Origin of the sequence: Nonlabens xylanidelens, from assembly GCF_002934445.1 — a bacterium.
In the GTDB taxonomy this organism is placed as follows: Bacteria; Bacteroidota; Bacteroidia; order Flavobacteriales; family Flavobacteriaceae; genus Nonlabens; species Nonlabens xylanidelens.
This window is the reverse complement of the sequence record NZ_PTJE01000010.1, coordinates 1-22,166: the sequence shown is the minus strand read 5'-3', so window position 1 is coordinate 22,166 and position 22,166 is coordinate 1. Positions and strand designations below refer to the sequence as shown.

Annotated in this window: 19 protein-coding genes and 4 pseudogenes; 9 read left to right on the top strand and 14 right to left on the bottom strand. The window is 32.6% G+C overall.

Annotated elements, in window-relative coordinates:
- Positions 1-181: 181 nt before the first annotated feature.
- Positions 182-646 carry an SsrA-binding protein SmpB gene (gene smpB / locus LY01_RS14525; protein ID WP_104516734.1) on the bottom strand — a complete coding sequence of 155 codons (465 nt, stop codon included), beginning with the start codon at positions 644-646 and terminating at the stop codon, positions 182-184.
- Between the two features lie 55 nt (positions 647-701).
- Here smpB and LY01_RS14520 point away from each other — a divergent pair, with 55 nt between their 5' ends.
- On the top strand, positions 702-1,445 hold the full coding sequence (locus LY01_RS14520) for a DUF6503 family protein (RefSeq protein WP_146080449.1): 744 nt from the start codon (positions 702-704) through the stop codon (positions 1,443-1,445).
- 116 nt (positions 1,446-1,561) lie between these two features.
- On the opposite strand, the gene LY01_RS14515 is transcribed toward LY01_RS14520, so the two are convergent.
- The 3 genes from LY01_RS14515 to LY01_RS14505 form a co-directional block, all read right to left on the bottom strand.
- Positions 1,562-2,584, bottom strand: a complete 1,023-nt coding sequence (locus LY01_RS14515; RefSeq protein WP_245890762.1) for an adenosine deaminase — start codon at positions 2,582-2,584, stop codon at positions 1,562-1,564.
- Between the two features lie 362 nt (positions 2,585-2,946).
- Positions 2,947-3,426 carry an ankyrin repeat domain-containing protein gene (locus tag LY01_RS14510; protein WP_245890761.1) on the bottom strand — a complete coding sequence of 160 codons (480 nt, stop codon included), beginning with the start codon at positions 3,424-3,426 and terminating at the stop codon, positions 2,947-2,949.
- An 89-nt stretch (positions 3,427-3,515) separates the two neighbouring features.
- The gene (locus LY01_RS14505) at positions 3,516-5,039 is read right to left on the bottom strand and encodes a catalase (RefSeq protein WP_104516730.1); all 1,524 of its coding nucleotides are present in this window, start codon (positions 5,037-5,039) and stop codon (positions 3,516-3,518) included.
- A gap of 99 nt (positions 5,040-5,138) precedes the next feature.
- On the opposite strand from LY01_RS14505, the gene LY01_RS14500 reads away from it, so the two are divergent.
- Together LY01_RS14500 and LY01_RS14495 are read left to right on the top strand one after the other, a co-directional pair.
- Positions 5,139-6,062, top strand: a complete 924-nt coding sequence (locus tag LY01_RS14500; RefSeq protein WP_104516729.1) for a hydrogen peroxide-inducible genes activator — start codon at positions 5,139-5,141, stop codon at positions 6,060-6,062.
- A gap of 50 nt (positions 6,063-6,112) precedes the next feature.
- Positions 6,113-6,784: a class I SAM-dependent methyltransferase gene (locus LY01_RS14495; RefSeq protein ID WP_104516728.1), complete on the top strand. Its 672-nt coding sequence runs from the start codon at positions 6,113-6,115 to the stop codon at positions 6,782-6,784.
- A gap of 21 nt (positions 6,785-6,805) precedes the next feature.
- Here the strand turns inward: LY01_RS14495 and LY01_RS14490 are convergent, their stop codons facing one another.
- Both LY01_RS14490 and LY01_RS14485 read right to left on the bottom strand, forming a co-directional pair.
- A complete protein-coding gene (locus LY01_RS14490) occupies positions 6,806-7,159 on the bottom strand; it encodes a DUF779 domain-containing protein (RefSeq protein WP_104516727.1) in 354 nt (117 codons plus the stop codon).
- A gap of 69 nt (positions 7,160-7,228) precedes the next feature.
- Entirely contained in the window at positions 7,229-8,728 is a 1,500-nt protein-coding gene (locus LY01_RS14485; protein ID WP_104516726.1) for an aldehyde dehydrogenase family protein, read from the bottom strand.
- A gap of 172 nt (positions 8,729-8,900) precedes the next feature.
- Between LY01_RS14485 and LY01_RS14475 the strand changes: the two genes are divergently transcribed.
- Positions 8,901-9,818, top strand: coding sequence for an AraC family transcriptional regulator (locus LY01_RS14475; protein ID WP_104516724.1), 918 nt, complete (start codon positions 8,901-8,903; stop codon positions 9,816-9,818).
- A 202-nt stretch (positions 9,819-10,020) separates the two neighbouring features.
- Here the strand turns inward: LY01_RS14475 and LY01_RS14470 are convergent, their stop codons facing one another.
- A complete protein-coding gene (locus LY01_RS14470; protein ID WP_146080448.1) occupies positions 10,021-10,362 on the bottom strand; it encodes a hypothetical protein in 342 nt (113 codons plus the stop codon).
- Positions 10,363-10,710: 348 nt separating this feature from the next.
- Between LY01_RS14470 and LY01_RS14465 the strand changes: the two genes are divergently transcribed.
- A complete protein-coding gene (locus LY01_RS14465) occupies positions 10,711-11,892 on the top strand; it encodes an esterase-like activity of phytase family protein (protein ID WP_105022970.1) in 1,182 nt (393 codons plus the stop codon).
- 169 nt (positions 11,893-12,061) lie between these two features.
- Here the strand turns inward: LY01_RS14465 and LY01_RS14460 are convergent, their stop codons facing one another.
- On the bottom strand, positions 12,062-12,511 hold the full coding sequence (locus LY01_RS14460) for a hypothetical protein (protein WP_104516721.1): 450 nt from the start codon (positions 12,509-12,511) through the stop codon (positions 12,062-12,064).
- A gap of 288 nt (positions 12,512-12,799) precedes the next feature.
- Entirely contained in the window at positions 12,800-14,827 is a 2,028-nt protein-coding gene (locus tag LY01_RS14455; protein ID WP_170034664.1) for a YHYH protein, read from the bottom strand.
- 51 nt (positions 14,828-14,878) lie between these two features.
- Here LY01_RS14455 and LY01_RS15335 point away from each other — a divergent pair.
- Positions 14,879-15,088, top strand: a pseudogene (locus LY01_RS15335) (IS110 family transposase); the annotation flags it as partial.
- 51 nt (positions 15,089-15,139) lie between these two features.
- Here the strand turns inward: LY01_RS15335 and LY01_RS14445 are convergent.
- Positions 15,140-15,859, bottom strand: a complete 720-nt coding sequence (locus LY01_RS14445) for a hypothetical protein (RefSeq protein WP_146080447.1) — start codon at positions 15,857-15,859, stop codon at positions 15,140-15,142.
- Positions 15,860-15,996: 137 nt separating this feature from the next.
- On the opposite strand from LY01_RS14445, the pseudogene LY01_RS14440 reads away from it, so the two are divergent.
- Positions 15,997-16,302: pseudogene (locus tag LY01_RS14440) on the top strand (transposase); the annotation flags it as partial.
- 48 nt (positions 16,303-16,350) lie between these two features.
- Here the strand turns inward: LY01_RS14440 and LY01_RS14435 are convergent.
- Together LY01_RS14435 and LY01_RS14430 are read right to left on the bottom strand one after the other, a co-directional pair.
- Positions 16,351-17,622: a caspase family protein gene (locus LY01_RS14435; protein ID WP_104516718.1), complete on the bottom strand. Its 1,272-nt coding sequence runs from the start codon at positions 17,620-17,622 to the stop codon at positions 16,351-16,353.
- Positions 17,623-17,787: 165 nt separating this feature from the next.
- Positions 17,788-18,993, bottom strand: coding sequence for a TlpA family protein disulfide reductase (locus tag LY01_RS14430; RefSeq protein WP_104516717.1), 1,206 nt, complete (start codon positions 18,991-18,993; stop codon positions 17,788-17,790).
- Between the two features lie 157 nt (positions 18,994-19,150).
- On the opposite strand from LY01_RS14430, the pseudogene LY01_RS14425 reads away from it, so the two are divergent.
- A pseudogene (locus tag LY01_RS14425) lies at positions 19,151-19,456 on the top strand (transposase); the annotation flags it as partial.
- A 52-nt stretch (positions 19,457-19,508) separates the two neighbouring features.
- On the opposite strand, the gene LY01_RS14420 reads toward LY01_RS14425, so the two are convergent.
- Positions 19,509-20,057: a hypothetical protein gene (locus LY01_RS14420; protein WP_146080446.1), complete on the bottom strand. Its 549-nt coding sequence runs from the start codon at positions 20,055-20,057 to the stop codon at positions 19,509-19,511.
- A gap of 223 nt (positions 20,058-20,280) precedes the next feature.
- On the bottom strand, positions 20,281-21,216 hold the full coding sequence (locus tag LY01_RS14415; RefSeq protein WP_104516715.1) for a tetratricopeptide repeat protein: 936 nt from the start codon (positions 21,214-21,216) through the stop codon (positions 20,281-20,283).
- Between the two features lie 371 nt (positions 21,217-21,587).
- Here LY01_RS14415 and LY01_RS15410 point away from each other — a divergent pair.
- Positions 21,588-22,166 (top strand): annotated as a pseudogene (locus tag LY01_RS15410) (IS110 family transposase); the annotation flags it as partial.

Sequence of the window (22,166 nt, the reverse complement as noted above, 5' to 3'; positions counted from 1 at the left end):
TAGGGCTAGGGAAAGCTTTTATCGCAACAAATTTTAAATAATCAGAATGTAGCAATCCAATCTCAGTCCGGCCTTTCCCTTCAGCCGAAGAGAAAACAGATTATGCAACGCAGTTGGAAGTCAAAAGGGTTTGATACAGAGACAGTTGCTTAAAAAAAATATTAAATAATAAATAGAACCATTATGTTCTAAATTCTTTTTTAATCTGATCCAGGCGTTTTTTATTATCTCGATCCTTAAGAGTTTCTCTTTTGTCGTGTAATTTTTTACCTTTAGCTAGGGCGATATCTATTTTGGCTAGACCTTTTTGATTAACAAATAAGCGCAGCGGTACAATAGTGTTACCAGAGTTAGCAACCCCTTTTTCTAGTTTTTTTAATTCTTTACGGTTAAGAAGTAATTTACGTTCTTGTTTAGGTGCATGATTAAAATAAGTAGCATGAGAGTATTCTTGAACTGTCATATTAATAATAAACAATTCATTATTCTTGAACTCGCAAAAACCCTCGGCGATACTTGCTTTACCTAATCGTATAGCTTTTATCTCAGTTCCTGCTAGTACAATACCAGCGGTGTATTTATCAAGAATCTCGTATTCAAATCGCGCTTTACGATTCTTGATTTCTATTTTGTTCTTAAAATCCATAATTAAAGGACAAATATACCTTAATCCTTTAGGGATTCTCTTATATCTTTGTGAAATGAGAAAGATTTTTTTACTATTTATTTGCAGCGCAGCGATTCTTATTTCTTGCGATTCTAATACACCAGACCCTCGATCGATAATGATGGAAACCATGAAAGCTCATGGGACGGACCTTGCAGTACAAGGGAAGCTAGATTTTACATTTAGAGGTATAGATTATTCTGTAAAAAGAGAAGGCGGTAATTATAATTATGAACGTCATCTAACGATAGGTGAGGACGCTATTCTAGATAGACTTAACAACAGTGGTTTTTACCGTTATAGCAATGATGCAAAGATTAATTTACCAGACTCTTTATCCCAGCGATACAGTGCGAGTCTTAACTCTGTTATATATTTTGCCCAGCTTCCTTATAGTCTAGATGGCGATGCTATTAACCTAAAATATATAGGACAAGACAGCATTAAAGGAAAGGCATATCATGAAATAGAAGTAACTTTTAATGAAGAAGGTGGTGGAGAAGATCATGAAGACGTTTTTGTTTACTGGATCAACCAGCAAGACCACCTTATCGATTATCTAGCATATTCTTACTGTGAAGAAGAATGTGGTTATCGCTTTCGCGAAAGCGTAAACCGTAGAAACAAAAACGGTGTAATTATACAGGATTACAATAATTATAAATCGACAAAAATAGATCCTGAACTATTTAATATGGACGATCTTTTTGAGAAAGATCAATTGGAGTTGTTGAGTAAAATAGAACTAGAAAGAGCTAGTTTCAAAGCCAATAAATAACATTTCACTATCTATTTTAAATAAAAAAAGGCTCACATTCATGTGAGCCTTTTTTATGATATCCACCTTCTAAAGATAGAGTAGAGCACCGATAAGTGTAGGGTAATCGATCTATATTAATTTAATGAAAGGAAATAATTTTTCACATCAGTAATGTGCTTTTTCTTATGGCTATCACTTAACCAGCTTGCCTCAAAGGCATTGATAGCCAGTTGTTGTAATTGATCCTTAGTTAAGTTTAAAGCCTTGGCAGTTTCATAATAATTCTCATTCATATAACCGCCAAAGTAAGCAGGGTCGTCAGAATGTATGGTGGCTAGAATACCTTTATCCAGCATTTTTGCAACCGGATGATCCTCTAGTTTATCTATCACTTTAAGCTCTAGATTACTTAAAGGACACAAGGTAAGAGCCATGTTCTCTTTTAATAATCTGTCTACCAGTGCGTCATCACTTAAACATCTATTACCGTGGTCTATTCTTACCACATTAAGAATATCTAGAGCTTCCCAGATATAGTCTGCCGGGCCTTCTTCTCCTGCATGAGCAACAAGTTTATAGCCTTGTGCTGCAGACGCCTTAAAGACCTCTTTAAATTTACTAGGAGGATTACCTACCTCAGAAGAGTCCAGGCCTACACCATGAATCCAGTCTTTAAATGGTAAAGATTCTTCAAGAGTTTTAAATGCTTCTTCTTCTGTCATGTGCCTTAAATAGGACATGATTAATCGATAAGATATATGTAATTCTTCCTTAGCTTTTTCTAGAGCTTTATAAATACCAGTAATAGCTACTTTAAAATCAACACCTCTTTCTGTATGCGTTTGTGGATCAAAGAATACCTCTACATGTACCACATTCTGACTGTGTACTTTAGTTAAATAAGCCCAAGTAAGGTCATAAAAATCTTCTTCCTTTAAAAGTACTTGAGCACCTGTGTAGTAGATGTCTAGAAATTCCTGCAGGTTATTAAATTTATAGGCTTTTTTTAAAGCGTCTATAGATTCATAATCTAGAGTGATATTATTTCTTTCGGCTATTTGAAACATCAATTCAGGTTCAAAACTACCTTCTATATGTAAATGAAGTTCTGCCTTGGGAATTCCTTGAATGATGTTCATTAAGTCAGTTGATTCCATGTGAGTCGTTAATTATGATGCGACATCGTTTTATATTTTTAGAAACTTCAAGCTTCATTTTAAAATATAAGGATGTGATTATTATTAGAAACAGCAAAGTTAACGCAATAAAAAAGACCTATAGATTACCATAATGCTAATAAGTGATAGAGTTATTATGAATTCATATGATGGTGGTTTTACAAATTTGATAAGGAGTTAATATCGTAATTAGAAATGCCTAATATTAAACGCCCCATGGCGTGTGAAAAGGCGTAAAAGACAAAGACGTAGTTCATAGCTATAAATGCAAAAAGCTCTAGATATCTAGAGCTTTTCTTTACTTAATTGTGAAAAAACATAACTAACTTAACTAAGTAATTTTATTTTAATAGTTCTACTATCTCGGTGTTGCCTTGCATTTGAGCATGTTTAAGAGCCGTGTTCCCTCTATTATCTAGAATGGTCTTATCTGCATTATGAGCTAGTAAATATTTTACGATCTCTGTATGTCCAAAGGTGCTGGCATATATCAATGCTGTTGCATCGTTGAAATTTTGCTGATTAACATCCGCACCATTGTCGATAAGTAGTTTTGCGATTTCAAAACTTCCTTTAAAACAAACTCCCATTAATGCTGTATTACCAGATAGGTCTTTTGCATTAAGATTTGCTTTTTTGTTTACAAGAAAAGAAACAGTTTCTGTTTGATTATTATATGCAGAAAGTATTAAAGGTGTAAAACCTTTACTGTCCACACTATTAATGGTATCGTTACTTACCTGATAAAGTGCTTCTAGATTTTTTATATCTCCATTTCTTGAGTACTCAAAAATGGACTGTGCGTTTAGGGTTGCAGTCATAATTAATAAGATTAATGTAATGATATGTTTCATAATAATTGAGATAAAAAAGAGGACGTTTTAATGCATCCTCTTTTTAAAATTTATTTTTAATTTCTAAAATCTTTTGCTGAGAAACCTAGAGCCTCAGCGACTCTCATACCGTAATTCCTGTCTGCTTTATAGAAAAAGGTAATCATCTTCATTTTAATAGCTCTATCAGTTACCTGACCTAAATCACTAGCTAAGTTTTTGATTAAATTATCTTGTTCTCCTTTTGAAAGAGATCTATAAAAATCACCAGCTTGTGCAAAATCATTGGTCTTTGTAATTTTCTTTTGTGTAATAGTCACATCAGACAGCGTTGTTTCAGATTGCTTGTATTGAGTATCTTCTTTTAAATCTACCCTTGTACTAGGCTGGTAGTTCACATCAGGATTCTTAAACCTTTTATTACCATAACTACCCCAACTGTCAGAGTTGTAATTGTTAGGTTCTTCTAGAGGTTTGTTAATCGTTAATTGTTGGAAATTAGGACCTAATCTATGTCTTTGTGTATCAAAGTAAGAGAATAATCTACCTTGTAATAACTTATCTTCAGATGGTTCTACTCCTGGTATTAACGCTCCAGGCGAAAATGCGATACTCTCCACTTGCTCAAAATAGTTAATCGGATTCTGGTTTAAAGTCATTGTCCCAATTTTGATTTTTTCAATTTTATCTGCGGGCCAGTCTTTTGTCGCATCTAGTGGCCAGAAATCAAAGGAATGAAGATCTTTAGGCTCTATCATTTGAACATATAAATCCCATTGAGGGAAATTACCGTCTGCTATATCTTTACGTAAACTTACTGTGGCATGTTGCCAGTCTTTACCTTGTTGTACAGATGCTTCTTCTACGGTTAGATTTTTTTCTCCTTGTTTAGAAACCCATGAATATTTTACATAAGTTACTTTTCCTGCTTTATTAATCCACTTATAACCGTGTACACTACTACCATTCATAAACTGGTAACCTTTAGGAATCCCTAAATCGGTATAAAGTCTTGTAAACATGTGTGTCGCTTCTGGAACATTTGAAAAGAAGTCAAAGATTCTATTAGGATCTTGCTTATTTGTAACTGGAGATGGTTTTAAAGAATGCACCATGTCTGGGAATTTAATGGCATCTCTGATAAAGAATATAGGTAGATTATTCCCTACGATATCATAATTACCTTGTTCTGTATAAAATTTTACAGCAAATCCACGTGGGTCTCTAGCCGTTTCTGGAGATCCTTTACCATGTATTACCGTAGAGAAACGTACGGCTAGATCTGTCTTTTTACCAGCATTAGAAAATAATACTGCTTTTGTATAATCAGACATATCTTTGGTTGCTTCAAAGTATCCTGATGCACCTGCACCTCTAGGGTGTACTACTCTTTCTGGTATGCGCTCTCTATCAAAGGCAGCTAGTTTTTCTACTAGATGTATATCTTCTAATAAAACAGGACCGTATTCTCCTACAGTTTTTGAGTTTTGATTATCTCCTACAGGAGCACCATTATTAGTAGTCATAGTGCTCTCGTTGCTGTTTTGTGCAGTTGCAAGCAAGCCTATGGAAATTGCGATTAAAGTAACTAGTTTTTTCATCTTTATTATAACGTTGTTAATTGAGGTGGCAAATATCTGAGCGTTTAACTTATTAATCAAATTAATAGTTTTTATATTTGTATTGATTAAATTAATAAAATGACTTTACAACAATTAGAATATGTAGTGGCTCTTGATACCTACAGGCATTTTGTAACAGCTGCAGATAAATGTTTTGTTACTCAACCTACTATTACTATACAGGTTAAGAAATTAGAGGACGAGATAGGCTTTTCTATTTTTGATAAAAGAAAATCACCATTTCAACCTACAGAATTAGGTGTCATGTTTATTCAAAAATCCAAAATTATATTACGAGAAGTAAGTGACCTCAAAAGCATGGTTACTACAGAGCTTAATAATATAGATGGTGTATATAGAATGGGAATTATACCTACCATATCTCCATACCTTATACCACTCATTTCAGGTTCTTTTTCAGATAAATATCCTAATGCTGTACTTAAAATTAAAGAAATGCAATCAGATGATATTATCGCTGCATTGCAAAAGAAAGAAATAGATTTAGGGATTTTAGTGACTCCATTAAACGAGCCGTCTATTAGGGAAATTAAAATGTATAATGAACCTTTTGTATTCTATGGACAGAATAGTGATAAACTCAAAAATAAATCAAGCATAACTGCAGGAGAAATTGAAAGTATAAAAAACGTGTGGTTATTAGAAAATGGGCATTGTTTTAGAAATCAAGTTTTAAACATATGTAATAACACAGATAATAATAAGAGCATAAAATTTCAAAGTGGTTCTATAGAGGCTTTAAAAAAAATGGTTGATAATTATGGTGGTTATACCTTAGTACCAGAAATGGCCATAAGTCCTAAAGATGCTGGTTGTAGCATTCCATTTGTAGAGCCTAAACCTATAAGAGAAGTAAGTATGGTGACACATCATTCTTTTTCTAAAGACATTTTAATTGAAGCACTGAGAGATGAAATACTAGAAAAAATACCTGCTGATTTCATCAAAAATAAAAACTTCATGAAGATCAATTGGAGATAAATATTTAATTTAAAAATATATCGATAGAGTAGTGCTAGTAGATTTAAATTATGAAAGAAGAAAAGACCAAAAGAATTAAAACACCATGGCCTACTAGAATGGCTATGAATCAGGTGTATGACAAGAATTTATGGGGTAATAACAGTTCTCCATTTTATTCTGGAGATGGTTCTCATGATTTAGAGATTGTGACACCATACATTAATGCGGTAAGTTCTTTTTTAAAATCATTTGAAGAACCGATTACGGTATGCGATTTAGGTTGTGGCGATTTTAATATAGGAAAACAACTTCTTCCTTATGTAAAAAGATATGAAGCGGTAGATATAGTAGCAGATCTTATTGAATATAATAAAACCAATTTTAAACAGGATAATCTAGATTTTTACTGTCTAGACATTGCGGTAGATCCATTACCAGCAGCAAATTGCGTTATTATCAGGCAGGTTTTACAACACCTGTCTAACGACGAAGTCTCTTCCATCGTTAGTAAATTACAAGACTATAAGTATGTTATCCTAACAGAACACTTACCGGAACAGGATTTTATAGCCAATAAAGACATCATATCTGGTCAAGGAATACGTCTTAAACAGCAAAGCGGTATTCAATTAACCGCTGCGCCATTTCATTTTAAGGTAAAGAAAGAAACTCTATTAATACGCACCACATTAGAACCAGGTAAAGGTGTAATAGTAACCTGGTTATATGAAGTGTTTTAACATCTCGTTTCTTATCCTATTTTACTGATTTAAAGCAACTCTTTCTTCTTCAGTAAAAAGTCTTGAGTGAATAAAAAACCGCAATCCTAGCGGTATTTCTAATGAAAAACTAGCACCACGACCTTCTGTAATGTCTACCGTTAAATGCGTGTGTTTCCAGTATTCAAATTGATCTTGATTCATATAAAAATTTACATCATTTAAAGTGCCTAAGAGTACATCGCTATCATCCAGATACATATCTCCTTTTTCAAAAACCATAGGAGCAGACCCATCACAACAGCCACCACTTTGATGAAATATCAACTCGCCATGTTTTTCCTTTAATTGTTCTAAAATCTTAGTAGCCTCTGGTGTTATTGCTATTCTTTCCATAATTGAAATGATTAAAAAAAAGACTGGACTTTTCTTTATCCAGCCTTTTAAATTATTTAATGTTTGTTTCTAAAAGAAGCCTAATTTATTCTTATCATAAGAGATAAGCATGTTTTTTGTCTGTCTGTAGTAATTCAACATCATCACATGATTTTCTCTACCGAAACCTGATTTCTTATAACCACCGAATGGTGCATGTGCAGGATAAGCATGATAACAGTTTACCCATACACGACCAGCTTTTATAGCTCTAGGTATTTGATACAGTTGGTGTGCATCTCGAGTCCATACTCCAGCACCTAGACCATAAAGTGTATCGTTTGCTATTTCTATAGCTTCGGCCTCATCTTTAAATTTTGTCACACATAGTACAGGACCAAAGATCTCTTCTTGAAAAACACGCATCTTGTTATGTCCTTCTAGTATCGTAGGCTGTATGTAAAAACCGTCTGCTAGATTACCTTCTAGATGGTTAGCATCTCCACCGGTTAATACTTTGGCACCTTCTTCTTTACCTATTTTAAAATAAGACTGTATTTTCTCATATTGATCTTTGGACGCCTGCGCACCTACTTGAGTAGAAAGTTCATATGGATTACCTTGTATAATAGCATTAGTTCTAGCTACCACACGTTCCATAAAAGCGTCATATATATCTTCTTGTACGAGTAATCTAGATGGGCAGGTACATACTTCACCTTTATTAAAAGCAAACAGTACAGCACCTTCTACAGCTTTATCTAGATAAGCATCGTCATGGTCCATAACAGAGTTAAAGAACACATTAGGAGACTTACCACCTAATTCCATAGTTACAGGATTTAAGTTCTTAGAAGCATACTGCATGATTAACTGTCCTGTTGTGGTTTCTCCTGTAAAAGCCACCTTATCTACCTTTGCACTAGAGGCTAGAGGTTTACCTGCTTCAGGACCAAAACCATGTACGATATTGATCACTCCTGGAGGGAAGACATCGGCTATTTTTTCCATCAATAAAGTCGCGCTAGATGGTGTTTGCTCTGCAGGTTTTAAAACCACGCAATTACCAGTCACTAGTGCTGGTGGTAATTTCCATGATAACATGAGTAAAGGGAAATTCCAGGGTATAATTTGTCCTATAACACCTAGAGGTTCTTTGATATTCATGGATAAGGTGTGCTGGTCCAGTTCAGACGCGCTTCCTTCTTCAGATCGTATACAGGCAGCAAAATAACGCCAGTGATCTATGGCAAGTGGTATATCTGCATTTAATGTCTCACGTATAGGTTTACCATTATCACAAGTTTCTACTATCGCAAATTCTTCAAGATTTGCTTCTATGATATCGGCTACTTTATTTAATAAATTAGAACGCTCTGTGGCAGACGTGTTTCCCCAGGCTTCCTTTGCTGCATTTGCTGCATCTAGTGCTAGTTCTACATCTTCTTTTTGTGATCTAGGATATTGGGCTATAAGACTATTATCAATAGGAGAGGTGTTATCAAAATATTGTCCACCCAGCGGTGCGACAAATTTTCCATTGATAAAATTAGAATACTTTTCTTTAAACTTAGGTTTTGAATAACTCATTTGAATAGGTATTTAATTAGTAATAAGGTAATTTTTATACTTAAAGATTATGGTATCTTTAGTTTTGTTAAAGTTATTTTATCATATCCTAATTTTATTGAACATATAGATCAAAATTTTGAACATATCTATTATTTAGCAATTCTTGGTCTAAAATTTTGTAATATTGAGTATGAAGCCTATTTTAAATCAACATAATAACGTTAGAAAAATCACTACTCTCGTAGAGAATAGAACGACGTATAATGCTGACTATGCAGAGCTTAATATATATGAAACCCATGCCTTTGCAGAGAAAGTATCGCTCACCTTTGATTTTCCTATAATAGCCAGCATGCTCACCGGTAAGAAAGTGATGCATCTTGAAGGTTTTGAATCCTTTGATTTTTTTCCAGGAGAGTCTGTAGTAATGCCTACACATAAAGAGATGGTCATAGATTTCCCTATAGCTACTAGCGATAACCCTACACAGTGCCTCGCACTAGGTATAGATGCTTTTAAGATCAATGAAGTAGTAGAAAAGTTCAATCAGCATGTGGCTATAGAAAATGAGAATAACAATTGGGACCTGGACCAGACTGCCTCTCATTTAATTAATAATACAGATGTAAATCACCTTATAGAACGCCTTACCTATACGTTTACTAATAACAATAAGTCTAAGGATGTGTTGCTAGATTTAATGATTCAAGAGTTGATAGTAAGACTGTTACAGACTAAGGCAAAGTCACTGATCATAAACGATCCACATCAAATTTTTAATGATACCAGAATAGGTACGGTTATCAAATTTATTAAGGATAACCTGACTAATAAGGACATAAACGTAGATCTACTTGCCAAAAAGGCCTACATGAGCACCTCTAATTTCCATAAACAGTTTAAGAATACACTGGGCATATCTCCCATAGATTACATCAATTCTGAGAAGATTAAATTCTCTAAGAAGCTCATTAAGAGTTCTGAAGATTTTAGAATGTCAGAGATTGCCTTTAAATCTGGATTTAATAACACGAGTTATTTTAATAGACAGTTTAAGAAAATGGAATTAATGACACCACAACAATTCAAGAAGTCTATTATTTCTTAATAGATAAAATTTACTTTTTCTACACGCTGTTGTCTCTAACATAGTCTTTATGTAGAGCGTTTTGAGAGAATGGTCTAGGTGCAAAGAGTAGCACGTGATTTTGTACTAGGTATGGAGTGTTTAAATGGTTAATGAGTTGGTTTTAATTCCGCTTTCGCGAAAGCGAGATAAACATCCATCTATTAATACTCTCAAAAAGTAACTAGACGACATTAAATATAAAATCGTGTAAATAATGAAATCCTATCACAATTAAAGCTATGACTACCATAACTGCAAGGCGTGTGATGAGGTGATGTGGTTTTCCTGATAATTTTTTACGTAAATAAAAGAGGTCAAAAAGAATAAATAGAACTGCGATAATGCTGCCCATTATACTCGTGCTGACTATTAAAGCTGCCTCATATACCCAATTAAATATAGACAGAATTCCATCGTTATATTCAGGTTGTGGTCCTAGCATAATGCGCATGTGCAAAAAGCCTAGAAATAGTGCCACTAGATACCATAATAGGTAAATAAGAATTTGCTTAATAACGCGCATAGAGATAATAACTTACTGACTTAGGTGGATAACGGCATGGTTCTATATAATCGCCTGCACGATTGTTCTAGGTGCCATGAGTAGCAGTGTATAAAAGTAAGATATTTTGGTTTTAAAGTAGTTGTTATGAAGTGAGTCGTTTTAATGTGTATCTATTTTAAAGAACTTGTAACTAACTGGTGTGTTGTAGCAATGGGATATTCCTATAGGTGGTGATTAGGTAAAAGTAACTTCATAACTTAAAATCATGGCGGTATGGTAGTACCTTTGACATTTATATCTATTCTATAATTGCATGTGGTTGGGTATAAAAATGATGTCTATAGATTTTCATATATAGATGTTGATATGAAGATTAAATTTGCGCTAAGAGACTCTAGTTTCTTTAAAGATATAAGGATGATTCAACTAGTAAAAACCTTTTTTGTATTTCTTATTTTAATGATGGTGGTTTCTTGTGGAAATACCACAAAATTAAAACCTGCCGACACACCGATTAGCTTAAGATTTACTGACGAATATGTATTGCCAGATACTACCATTTTTGAGAACACTAGAGTAGGAGGCTTATCAGGTATAGATTATGGAAATGGTGCCTGGTATGCTATAAGTGATGATGCAGACCTGCCTAGGTTTTATAAAATGGATATTTCTTATAATCACCAGGGTTTTAATTCTATAGCTCTCAATGAGCTTATAAAATTTAAGGATAGTCATGGAATAGTTATACCTAACGGGACAGTAGACCCAGAATCGATAAGGTATGATAACGGTAACTTTGTCTGGACCAGTGAGGGAAATATAAAGAAAGGTGTAAAACCCTTTGTACATATGGTAAATTCTAGCGGTAAGTTAGTAAAAGAGATACCACTAGCCAGTCGTTTTTTACCTAGCAACCAGGCAGGTTATGGACCGCACCACAATGGGGTTTTTGAAGGTGTGTCGTTGAGCCTGGATAGAAAAGGTTATTGGGTCGCTATGGAATTGCCTTTAAAAGAAGATGGAACAGAACCTACTGTAGAAGAAAATAATTCTCCTGTGAGAATAGCTTATATCAATAAGGAGACTGGACGCTTTGAGAAAGAAATAGTTTATGCTCTGGATAAAGTGGAGCGTCCTGCTATTAACGGTAACACATTTGAGCTTAACGGTCTTGTAGAGCTTGTAGAATATGAGCAAAACAAATTCTTAGTTTTAGAACGATCTTATTCTATGGGATATAAAGATGGTGGTAATACGGTAAAAATATACCTGGTAGATGCGACTAATGCTACTGATGTAAGAGATATAAAAAGTTTAAAAGGCAGTAACTATACTGGTGTAACTAAGAAGTTGCTCTTTAATTTTGAAACCATAAGAGCTCAATTAACTAACGCTGTGGTCGATAATATAGAAGGAATTACCCTCGGGCCAGATTTTAAAAACGGCAACCGCTCTCTAGTCGTGGTAGCCGATAATAACTTCAGTCTTTATGGACCACAATTGAACCAATTCATTTTATTTGAAATAGAACAAAGTATCGCAAATTAATCTAGGCTTTCCTACAAAAAGGGAGAAACTTATAGTAAACCAGAAATATGTTGATTATGCTTTTACAATAGCAAAATCAGGAATCATATATGATGATGGATATAGAAGTGTTCTTGTTAGAAATGAAATTCACTTGTTTTTTAGAGCGGTTCTTTGTTGTAGCACGTTTTTATTTATATTTTTCGAATGTTTTTTCAAGACCTTCAATCAAAACTTTCATTGAATTAGGGTAACAATTTCCTATACCTTTCAATTCGATCTTAGTATTTTTATCATTCTCAGATATTAGTATTGTAATAGGTGCTATATAGTCACAATAATTTATTTCGTTAATCTCATTTTCATAAGTAAGTAATTCTTCAGTTGATTTACGATAAACTTTTCTGATAAATGTTTCGTCTAATAAATCAATTGTTTCAGTAGGATTGAATTTTTCACTATTTAAGTCGTAACATCTATCAATATCTATTTTACGATTAGACACTCGAAATGCCACATATTCACATTTTTCTCCGTAATACTTTGTGCTAATCAAAAGCATACTTTTATCATTTTTGTCCTGAGAAAATGCTTGTATTGAAATTATAAATGAGAATAAAATTCCGAAAATTAGTTTCATATCATCTTTGGGTCAAATGTGCTACAACGGGCAAGGTATAAGGCGTGTGAGGCATTCCATTGGTATGCTGTTGCTTTGGTTAAGGTTGTAGATGTGAAAGTACAAAACTATTTTAGAATTCATGTGCCTCACAGGTCTTATAAACGATAGAGCAGGAGTAAGTTAATATTCCTGTATAATAGCAAAATCAGGTTTCATATATGATGATGGATATAGAAGTAGTCTTGTTAGAAATGAAGTAAAACTCGCTTGTTTTTTAGAGCGGTTCTTCATGGTAACCAGTTTTTGTCAGTTTCTTCTTGTCATTTCATCTTGTGTGATATAACCATCTTTGTTTTTGTCTCTATTCTGAAAATTTTCTTTTAGATTTCCTTTAGCTTCAGATATGGATATTTTCCCATCATTATTGGAGTCCATTTTTTTGAGCATATCACTAAAATTTGGAGATTTTTTACCTCCTTGATTTTGTGATGATTGTTGTCTTTGTTGTGGCTTATTTTGCCCTTGGACTGTTTGCTGTTTTCTTCCTCCACCAATTTTAAAATCATTACTTGGTGTTCCCATAAAACACCTGCTAGCGGAAGGAAATTCGTCAGAAACTACATAATAATATGTGCCATTTGGAAATTCTGGAGTTACTCCAGTTCTTCCGTTGCATTCATCTAAATCGCCATAGTCATTCTGGTATTCGTAATCACGCACATATTTTCCAGAGTACGTTCCATTTGGTGCAGAAATACCATCACCTGGTCTTTCACCTCGTTTTAAAATATAACTAGATTTTAATTGAATAACACCGCTATTTGCATCCATTGGGTCTGCATAACCCATTTTATAATACATCGGATATCCATCAGCAGCCCAACCCACTAAAGACATTTTGTTGTTATCAAAATTGGCAACCAAACCAGTAGGTGTTCCATGGTAATGGTATTCTCCATTGGGTTGAACATGGGCATTGTTATAATCTTCACCTAAGTTAACTTCGTCACTCAAAGGTTCTAGCGTCCATTCGTAATTAGGTTCATTTGATTCTACGTTTCTAAAATATTCGTTGGCAGAAGGCTCAAATTTTACGCCGTTAATAGCAACACCAAATACATAACTTGGTCTTCCCTTATCAATTCCTAAATCATAAACATAGGTGATTTTGTTTGCTAATGTTGGTGTCAAATCAATAGAATATTCCTTGTTTTGTTCTGTAATTGTGTTTGGATTTCCTTTAGTAGGAAATTGACCAACAGTATGATTTGGAATGGCATTGGATTTTATAATTCTAACATCGTTCTTTTTATCTTCTGTTATAGAAACTTCGCTTTGAAGTGGTAATTTTTCCTTGTTAGAATTCTTTATTTCTGGCAAGTGTTCATTATTGTGCGAGTGTGATATGCCATTATGATTATGAATATCATTTACTAAGGGTAATACCATCAGGTCTTTAGCATATAGAACTGTGCCCACATAGTTTTTGCGAATTTCTGCAGTTGTGTTTTCTTCATCAACATTTGTAAAGTTGAAATGCGTTAATACTAAATTTTTAACATTGGCTTCTTTTGCCATTAGTGAACTTTCCTTCAAATTGACGTGTGCTTTTTCTTTAGTCTTAGTATCGCTTCTATTTTTATTATTTCTTGTAGTATTTCTATTTTTTCCTAATTCAATAGCTCCACCAGAATCCATTATTAAATAATCGGCATTGTTAGCCAAAATAGGTAAGGATTGCGAGTATGTTAAATCTCCAGAAATTACAATAGATTCACCACCTGCATCAAAACGATAGGCTAAGGTTTCTATCGTATGATTTACAGCGGTATATGTGATTTTTATATCTCCTATGTTTAATGGGGTGTTTCCTGTCAAGTTTTTAGCGATGAAGTTGGCTTTAACATTACTTAATCTTCGTCCTGACTTTGAGAGTCTATATTCAATATCTTCCTCATAACTTTCAAGAATATTATCAATTATTGAGGTTGTTTGTTTTGGACCAGCAATAATTATTTTATTTCTGCCTAGCAGCGATTGAATAAAAATAGGGGCAAACTCCTCGTTGTGATCTAAATGATGATGAGTAAAAAGCAAACCATCAAGGTCTTTAACTTTTAGGTTCAATTTGTTGAGATTGGCTTGAGTACCATTCCCCATATCTATCAAAATATTCGTGTCTTTATAGGATATTAATACCGCAGGTCCAGAACGTTCTGTATTAAATTTAGGAGAACCAGATCCAATTATGGTAGCAGTTAATTGGTTGTTGTTTTCTTGAGCAAAGAGCTGTTGACATAAACAAATGAGTATTAAAACTAAGTAATTTTTCATTATAAACATTTTGTTTATTCGACACTTTTTTTTCTAAATAGTTTAATTTAGAAAAGAGATAAATTACTGTTTATGTGCAGTTTTAATGCTTGTAAACACAACAAAGCATGCAAGGCAATTTACGATCGGATAGTAGCCAAAGGAAAGAGTAAAAAACTAGCCTTAATAGTTGTCTGTAACAAGCTCTTAAAAAAGGCTTTTGCCATAGCAAAATCAGGATTAATATACGATGACGGATATAGAAGTGTACTTGTTAGAAATGAAGTGAAATTCACTTGTTTTTTAGTGCAGTTCTTTGTTAGGCACAGTATTTTAATATTTTTTCTTTTCCGACATTTTAAAATTCGTCAAAGAAATTAGATAATCGCAAGAGTTATAAAAATTCCCTTTACTTGGTGACCAAACACTAACTACTCTATAATCGGTTTTATTAACTCCTTCCATTATCCATTCAGAACCATCATTTCCGATTGAGCTACGACCTAAATCCATATTCCAAAAATCCGCTTTTCCGATAAGTTGGATAAATTCAGTCCATTCTTTTTCGGTTAGTATTTTCAGTCGCTCAATTTCTATTTCTCCTGGTTCGTATCCACCAGTACCATTTAGCACTTTCCAATAAAGAATATATCTGTCATTTCTTTTTTCAAATCTAAAGGTCATTGGTTTGTCAAATGTCCTTAACCAAGTAAAACGATAAATTTCTTTGTCAATTTTTCTATTAAACAACAAAGGTTCTTTCATTGCGTGAAGATGTTTTGAATACCAATCCACAACAAATTCGTCATAAGTCCCCTTTATTGTTTTTGTTTTAATCGTATAACTTGAGTCATTTTTCTTAATCCAATCAGTACTAACTTCAGGAAACATTTCTTTCGGAAAATAAGGTTGATTTAAATCAGTCGGAACATTTAAACTATCAACTTTGATTGTCGAGTCGACAAATTTTTCAATCGATTGGCTAAATCCGGTTTGGGCCAGAAATAATGTCAAAATTCCAATTGATAAAATTAGTCTCAAAGTTTTGTTCATATTGTGCCTAACGTGTTTGTGTATGGTTAGTTGCGTGGTTAAGCGACTAATTTAGTAAATAATTACGGACAAAGAAAATCCGTGAGGACTTTCGTAAGTAGGCTAGAAGCCAGCAATTAATTATGCATGATTTACGTGAGCTATGCAGTTATGCTGGATTAACACCTATAATAAGGCAAAGCGGAACGAGCATAAATGGAAGAGCACGTATAAGTAAAATAGGTAACCAGAAGTTAAGAAACCTACTGTTTATGTGCAGTTTTAATGCTTGTAAATACAACAAAGCATGCAAGGCAATTTACGATCGAATAGTAGCCAAAGGAAAGAGTAAAAAACTAGCTTTAATAGCTGTCTGTAATAAGCTCTTAAAACAGGCTTTTGCTATAGCAAAATCAGGTTTCATATATGATGACGGATATAGAAGTGTACTGGTTAGAAATTAAGTGAAATTCGCTTGTTTTTTACCACAGTTCTTTGTTGTGTGTAGTTTTTTATGCTTTGAAAAATTCATCCATTATTCCAATCAATAATTCCGATTCAATTATTTCATTAAGAGATTTAATGTTTTGATTGACAAAGTCAAGGTCTTCTATTATTAAATTTTGTTTATCTAAAATTCCCCCATCTAGTTTAAACCCAACCCAAATATGATTTTTAATATCTCTTTTTAATGACTTTAGGTCTCCAAATTTATCGTTATGAGCAAATATTGATGAGTAATGTTCCATTGTCAATAATATTTTTTGAAATTGACTGACTTCATCTCTTGTCAAATTAGGTGTCTGATTTATAATTTGTCTGTCTAATTCTCTAAAATCTATTGTTTTACTTATGATGCTAAATTTATATGTTGAATGAATAATTTTTTGAAAATTGAACAATACCATAAAAGCGTCTCTAGGGTGAATTGTGCTTTTATGTTCATCAAATTGTTTTTTAAATAGTAATGTTGCTTTCGAAAAAGGTATTTTTTCAGTTCTTACATTATTTCCATCAATAATACTAAATTCAATAGTATTTACAGTTAGTTCCTGATAGGCAAAAATCAATTCTTTTTTCAAGTACATTACAAGAGCTGTAGCTTCTTTTATAAAATAGAAATCCTCTCCGTGTAAAGACGATTCTTCCCAAGGAACTTGTTTCCCATTTGTATCTTGTAAAACGTTAGTTCTTGTGTTTTTGAATACTCTTTCTAGCGGGATATTTGGGGTTTTTAAATTACTTAAAAGGTGTTTTGTATATATTCCATTTCTGTCTTCTTTTCTTTCGATAGATGTCATATTTGGACTAGTTGCAAATGCAATTAATGTTCCCATTGGTGCAACCATTCTTGCAAGTCCCCCTGATATTCCTTTTATTCCAGATTTAAATGGATTATTTCGACAAGCATCTAGAATAATTAAATGCATAATTTCAGATTGAATATCTATGTCTAATAATAAATCGGAAGCATTAATACATAAATATGGAATTTCTTCTGTTATAGACACATTTGCATCCGAGGGAACAATGAAATTGTCGCCTTCCATTTGAAGTCCGTGACCAGAAAAATATATAATTGAGATTGTGTCTTTTGAAATCTCTTTCTTGTAATTAGCTAAAGACTTAATTATATCTTTTTGAGTTGGATTGAGCAATACTTCAGTATTGAAACCACACTTTTTTAAAAATTCAGAAACATCTTCTGCATCATTTTCACATTTATCTAGTATATCGAGTGATAAATATTTATTAATTCCGATTACTAGTGCTTCTTTTTTCATTCAAGATTTGGTTTTGTGGAAATTACACACAACGTCTCGCGGCTATTAACAGTTGCGTGTTTTATCACGGACTTTTGCATGTACACGACAAGCTGAAAATTCCGCAGGAATTTTCAGGATAAACCTGTAATAGCAATTGTTTATAGCCATTGTTGTAAACAGTTTTTATTTTAATAGTTCATTTAATTTAAGTTTTAATTTTTCTGCATTAAGATTAGAATCAATGATTTTAAAATCACTATCAAGTAAATAATTTGTCGGATAAGAAACGATTCCGAATTGGTCATTAATCTTTTTGTCAGAATCCCATAATGAAATCCACTTGACTTTATCATCAATTAAGGCTTTTTTCCATTTTTCTCGGTTATCATCCACAGATACTCCAATAATTTGAAAGTCTGATTCTTTAAAATAACCGTAATATTTACTGATGCTTTTGTTTTCTTTTCTGCAAGGTCCACACCAAGAAGCCCAAAAGTCCAATAGAATATATTTTGATTTTATATCATAGAGAGACACTTCGTTTTTATTTTCATCTTTTAATTTAAAATTCTGCACTACATCGTTTTGAGAAAGCCTTTTTTTCATTCTTTTTTTAAATGCAGTTATTCCATTTTTTATTGTTTCTCCAAAATCACTTGACTTAACAGAATCACTTAAAGTTTCATAAAGGCGTAAGACATCAGTATTAATTCCTGCGTATTGATACTTCAATGCAAAAAGACTTATTTCTGAATTAGAGTTTTCCACAATATAGCTCCCATAAGTTTTCTGTCTTTCATTCCATATCTCGGAATATGCATCATTCAAGCTATCAATAACCTTTGAGTCTTTCAATGTTGTAATATCAATACCATTGTTTTTATGGTTATTATATTTCTTTAATACAGGATTCAAACTGTTTTCAAGTCGATTAAGCTCTGTGTTCAGTTTTGAATTGTCAATTTTACTATTATAAATAGAGTCTGAAATATTAAAATTAATTTTCCCCTTTTCAATAATAAACATCTTCAAATCTATTTTTCTGCCAAATTGAACGGGAACAGAACTTGAACCAAATTGGAATAAAAACTTATTAAAAAACTGGTAATTTAAGCCTACTTTGGGTGTGTAATTTATGGTGTCATTTGTTAATATGCCTTCTGTAGGCACATTAATGCTATCTATACCTAATTTAAATTTACCTTCAGAATTTACCTTAATTGGTTTTGTTAAGAGTGAGTCTTTGTAAATATATTGAAGGAAGAGAGTTTTATTTTTGAAATCAGAATTAGTTGTCCCTTCAATGATTGAAATATGATTTTCGCTATTATCTTTTTGGCAACTAAAAAATAAGAAAATTAGTAATATTATTTTTAATGGGTATTTCATATTTTTGTGGGTAGGGTAAATTGTTTACAACGTTGTTGTATATGGTTTGTTGCGTGGTTTAAGCAACTAATTTAGTAAATAATTACTGACCAAGAAAGTCCGCGAGGACTTTCGTAAGTAGGCAAGAAGCCAGCAATTAATTATGCATGATTTACGTGAGCTATGCAGTTATGCTGGATTAACACCTATAATAAGGCAAAGCGGAACGAGCATAAATGGAAGAGCACGTATAAGTAAAATAGGTAACCAGAAGTTAAGAAACCTACTGTTTATGTGCAGTTTTAATGCTTGTAAATACAACAAAGCATGCAAGGCAATTTACGATCGAATAGTAGCCAAAGGAAAGAGTGAAAAACTAGCTTTAATAGCTGTCTGTAATAAGCTCTTAAAACAGGCTTTTGCCATAGCAAAATCAGGATTAATATACGATGACGGATATAGAAGTGTACTTGTTAGAAATTAAGTGAAATTCGCTTGTTTTTTACCACAGTTCTTTGTTGTGCACAGTATTTTTACTATTTTAAAGCAATTTGTTTTTTCAGTTTGTTTTCAGATGAATATAGCTTTAATTCTATAATATCTCCATTTGAATTGTACTTGAATTCAAATTTCTGTTTTTCAGATATTGTATTTTGTAGTTTAATTACACGTCTATTTTCATCATAAGTTACTTTGTAATTATAAGGCATATTCGAGCAAATCATACAACCAGAATATGAATATTCAACAATTTTTGATTCCAAATCATATTTATAAGTGTGTGTCCAATTATTATTCTTGAAATTCTCTAAAAAATCATCTGTTTTTTCATTTTCATTTCTCCAAATAGTTATTGTTTGGTCTTTATATTTTGAGTCAATAAATTTTTCAGGAAAATAATAAGGAACATAAAAATATTCATTCATTAATTTAATGTCAACATTTCTCGAATCAATATCTATCTTTAAATCAGTTTTTTCATATTCTTTTCCCTCAAAATCAAAATCAGTTACGATAAATTCTTTTTCTGATGTTTGACAAGATAAAAAACTAGAAAAAATAATAAATATTAAAGTCAATTTCATAGGTTCATTCATATTGTGCACAACGGTTGTGTATATGGCTCGTAGCGTGCAAATTAGAAAATTATTTTCGGATTAAACACAAGCCAGATTTTTAAATTTTACTATTTATCTTTTATATCGGAAATCGTCAAATTTAAAAATTTGGCGACTTTCCAAATATGCCTTAACTTCGTTTAAGCAACTCAATAGCTATGAGTTATATGCGTTGTTAGCAGCTGGCATTTCACCAGTTGTTTTTCTCTATTATTTGTGTTAAATAAGTTAGTTCACTTTTCCACAAATCATTGGAATTCATTTGCTCTCTCATCTGTAAAATCCCGCTTTTTGCATTGACTACGGCATCTTTGTACCAAGGAAATTCTTGAGTTGTAGAAATTAACTTCGCCATTCCTTTCAACGCTTCATCATTTTTCAGAAGCCAAAAAGCGTGTTGACTTCTAAAATATGGACAATGATAAAATTCTTCAGATGCTTTATTCCAAGTATTTTCATCAGTTTCTGCGTTAGATAATAATCCAACCGCATAAACAGAAGAATTTAAAATATCATTATTATAGTCTATGATTTCTATAACATCGATGTTTTCCTTGTTCCAGTCCTTTAATTTACTATTTTTTAAAATTTGTTGATATATTTCGTGTGCTTTGTCGTGATTATTTGTTAGATGTAAAGAGTCTGCTAATGCTATTTGAGCTTTTTTGTTTTCTTTTTCAAGATTTAATGCCTTTTCTGCAAGCTCAATGCTTTTATCAAAATTTGATAAAATAAATTGACATTTCGCTAATGAGGCTAAAACTTTAGGGTTGTTTAAATCTTCTTCTGTCAAATATTTATCGCTGAACGATAACGCTTTTTCTGGATACCTATCAATGACAAATCTTTCAATAATTTGTTCCTTCGGGATTTTATTTAAATAAATTTCATCAAGTGCATCAAAAATGACACTTCGCTTATCCCAAACGGATTGAATAGTTTTCCATTCGTTATAAGTTTCTTCAAAAGCAAATGAAGGTGGAATTACTTTTCCTTTTTTGTCCTCAAACTCGTATTCTACTCTGCCGTTTGTAACTCCAACATATCTTTTTAAAGCGTCCTCAAAATCTAAAGTGAATTCTTTGTCTTCCACTATTTTATTTCTACCGAATAATTTTCCGAACATATTTTTTTGTTTATCGTGGTTTTGTTTGCTTGCAGCTAACGTTTAGGTATAAGATTAGTTGCGTGTTTTAAACACTTAATTTAGTAAATAAATCACAGATAGAAAGTCAGCGAGGACTTTCGTAAATTGGCTAAAACCAGCAATTAATTATACACGGCTTAAGTTTGAAATCACTAAATTAAAGGTTTATAAATAGAAAGAACAAAAGAGAGGAATAAGGTTATTATATACGTAGAGACTTCAGATCTCGTCAACATTGAAAATCCCCTCTCTTTTCTACACAGATTTCGTACAGTTCTATGAGGCTTTTAAGACCTCGATTTTAAGTTGTTGAAACTCGCGTAGGTTGTCCTTTCCAAAAACATATTATAATGAATAAAGATATTAAATATTTCGGAATAGACATTAGTCATTTGGTATTTGATGTTACCGATTCCGATGGTAAATACTATCAGTTTAAAAATAGTATTTCGGGCTTTAAAAAGTTGGTAAAGTTGTTAGATGATAACAGTCATTGTGTAATGGAAGCTACCGGATATTATCATTACCGACTGGCTTATTATTTATTAGAATCCGGTAATAAAGTGTCGGTAGAGAATCCTTTATCTGTTAAACAATTTATACACTTGACTTTTACGAGTTCGCTTTCGCGAAAGCGGAATTATAGGAAGACATCTGTCTAAAATAAAGACAGACAAGAGTGATTCTAAATTGATTTGTGCTTATGCACAACAGGTAGAATTAAAGCTATGGCAAGGTAATTCTAAACATCAAATAGAATGCCTTCAAATGACTAGACTGCTGTCCATGCTGACTAAACAAAGCACTATGTATAAAAATAAACTACATGGCGAGTCCGTTTTAGGTAATCCAAGTAAAGTAGTTGTCAGTTCTATAAAACGAAGTTTAAAACAAGTACAGAAAGAAATAAAATTAATAGAGGATAAGTT

Coding starts and splice junctions, on each gene's coding strand:
- smpB (WP_104516734.1), bottom strand. CDS start 646: ATGGATTTTAAGAACAAAATAGAAATCAAGAATCGTAAAGCGCGATTT.
- LY01_RS14520 (WP_146080449.1), top strand. CDS start 702: ATGAGAAAGATTTTTTTACTATTTATTTGCAGCGCAGCGATTCTTATT.
- LY01_RS14515 (WP_245890762.1), bottom strand. CDS start 2,584: ATGGAATCAACTGACTTAATGAACATCATTCAAGGAATTCCCAAGGCA.
- LY01_RS14510 (WP_245890761.1), bottom strand. CDS start 3,426: ATGACTGCAACCCTAAACGCACAGTCCATTTTTGAGTACTCAAGAAAT.
- LY01_RS14505 (WP_104516730.1), bottom strand. CDS start 5,039: ATGAAAAAACTAGTTACTTTAATCGCAATTTCCATAGGCTTGCTTGCA.
- LY01_RS14500 (WP_104516729.1), top strand. CDS start 5,139: ATGACTTTACAACAATTAGAATATGTAGTGGCTCTTGATACCTACAGG.
- LY01_RS14495 (WP_104516728.1), top strand. CDS start 6,113: ATGAAAGAAGAAAAGACCAAAAGAATTAAAACACCATGGCCTACTAGA.
- LY01_RS14490 (WP_104516727.1), bottom strand. CDS start 7,159: ATGGAAAGAATAGCAATAACACCAGAGGCTACTAAGATTTTAGAACAA.
- LY01_RS14485 (WP_104516726.1), bottom strand. CDS start 8,728: ATGAGTTATTCAAAACCTAAGTTTAAAGAAAAGTATTCTAATTTTATC.
- LY01_RS14475 (WP_104516724.1), top strand. CDS start 8,901: ATGAAGCCTATTTTAAATCAACATAATAACGTTAGAAAAATCACTACT.
- LY01_RS14470 (WP_146080448.1), bottom strand. CDS start 10,362: ATGCGCGTTATTAAGCAAATTCTTATTTACCTATTATGGTATCTAGTG.
- LY01_RS14465 (WP_105022970.1), top strand. CDS start 10,711: ATGAAGATTAAATTTGCGCTAAGAGACTCTAGTTTCTTTAAAGATATA.
- LY01_RS14460 (WP_104516721.1), bottom strand. CDS start 12,511: ATGAAACTAATTTTCGGAATTTTATTCTCATTTATAATTTCAATACAA.
- LY01_RS14455 (WP_170034664.1), bottom strand. CDS start 14,827: ATGAAAAATTACTTAGTTTTAATACTCATTTGTTTATGTCAACAGCTC.
- LY01_RS14445 (WP_146080447.1), bottom strand. CDS start 15,859: ATGAACAAAACTTTGAGACTAATTTTATCAATTGGAATTTTGACATTA.
- LY01_RS14435 (WP_104516718.1), bottom strand. CDS start 17,622: ATGAAAAAAGAAGCACTAGTAATCGGAATTAATAAATATTTATCACTC.
- LY01_RS14430 (WP_104516717.1), bottom strand. CDS start 18,993: ATGAAATACCCATTAAAAATAATATTACTAATTTTCTTATTTTTTAGT.
- LY01_RS14420 (WP_146080446.1), bottom strand. CDS start 20,057: ATGAAATTGACTTTAATATTTATTATTTTTTCTAGTTTTTTATCTTGT.
- LY01_RS14415 (WP_104516715.1), bottom strand. CDS start 21,216: ATGTTCGGAAAATTATTCGGTAGAAATAAAATAGTGGAAGACAAAGAA.